Raw genomic sequence first — 1,446 nt, forward strand, 5'->3', positions numbered from 1 at the left:
TGGTGAAGGTCGCTCGTGAGACAGTCGCGCAGATGCAGGGCGACCGCACCGCGACGCTCAGCGCCATGGCCGGGCCGATGGTGGGGATGATGCAGCAGATCGGCATCAAGGAGCCGGACAAGGCACAGGTTCTGGTCCAGGAAGTCGTGATGCCGACGCTGACGGCGCACTACGACGAGTTGCTCGACATGCAGGCTCGCGGCTTCGCCACCGTGTTGGGTAAGGACGACCTGCAGGCCATCGCGGCATTCTACGCCACACCCGCCGGCAAGCACCTCGCGGCGGCCCAGCCGCAGCTCGCGCAGGTACAGCTCGCGGGCATGCAGCAGTGGATGCAGTCGGTGATGCCGGAGTTGCAAGGCAAAATCGTCAAGGCCGTCCAGGCGCATGGATGGGCGCAGGGTGGGCAGACCAAGCCGCACTGAACGGTTGCCGTCGCAAACCTGCTTAGGCGACGGGCGTCGCGACCTCGCCAGCCCGGTTGCCACAGGCGTAGCAGAACCGCTCGAAGGTGCTCTTGCGGTGATCGCAGGCTGGGCATCGCTCGAACACGCCGATCCCGCAATGCGGACAGAAGTTGGCCTCCGGGTTCGCCAAGTCGATCGGCCGGTCACAGCCGGGGCAAACCTTCTTGGAGAGGCGGAGCAGAGCCTGATCGGTGGCGATCTCGGTTCGTCGCTCCTCGTCGGGCCGTGCCTCAGCAGCCCGCTGCCTCTCCTGATAGGCTTGCAAGGCATTGATCGCCGCCCGGCCCGCCACGAGCGTGACCACCACCCCGACGCCATACTGGACGTAGCCGCCGTAGCTTGGCAGGTACGGCACCAGCTCGACGAAGAACGCGAAGGCTGCCGCCAGCGCGAAGCCCCATACGAACGGCCAGTTGCGCGTGTGCCGCCGCTTCAGCAGCAGCCAACCCGCGAGTGCGAGAAGCGGCAGGGTCAGAGCGAGGCGGTAGCCGAAGACGCGTAGCTCCTGCCCGCTCTCGGCCGCGTCGAGCTTCTGCTGGGCCGCGGCGCGCTGCTCGCTGTCGGTAGCCTCCAGCTCGGTCTCCCTCTGCGCGAGACTGAGATCTGCCTTGGTCAAACCTTCCTGCTGCTCCTCGACCGTCCGTTCGGCGGCCTTCAGGGCGTCGAGCTGCTGCGTGCGAGCGATGAGGCCGGGATCCTGATCGACGCGCTGCGTGGCATCGCGGGTCTTCAGCCAGTTGGCGAAAGTCTCGCGTGACGCCTCAGAGGCGGAGTGCGCTGCGTCGAGAGCGAGTTGTGTCCGCTCCGCTTGTTGCTGGTTGTCGGCGCGCTCGCGACGAACTTGCTTCAGCGCGGCGGCGGTCGCGTCCGCCTGCCCGCGGTCGAGGAACTCGTCGAGGTTGTAGCGATGCTCGACCTGCGGCAGGTCGCCGACCACGAGCGACCCCAGCCCGATCAGGAAGCCGGCGAAAGCGAGGGC

General features: G+C 67.4%; 2 protein-coding genes. One reads left to right on the plus strand and one right to left on the minus strand.

What is annotated here, in order from left to right; all coding sequences use genetic code 11:
* Positions 1–425 (plus strand): DUF2059 domain-containing protein (locus MKL01_RS20715; protein ID WP_243907081.1); only part of this gene is annotated, 425 nt, incomplete at its 5' end.
* A gap of 22 nt (positions 426–447) precedes the next feature.
* On the opposite strand, the gene MKL01_RS20720 is transcribed toward MKL01_RS20715, so the two are convergent.
* On the minus strand, positions 448–1,446 hold a 999-nt coding region (locus MKL01_RS20720), incomplete at its 5' end, for a zinc ribbon domain-containing protein (protein WP_243907082.1).

This window comes from Methylobacterium sp. J-070 (assembly GCF_022829385.1).
GTDB lineage: Bacteria > Pseudomonadota > Alphaproteobacteria > Rhizobiales > Beijerinckiaceae > Methylobacterium.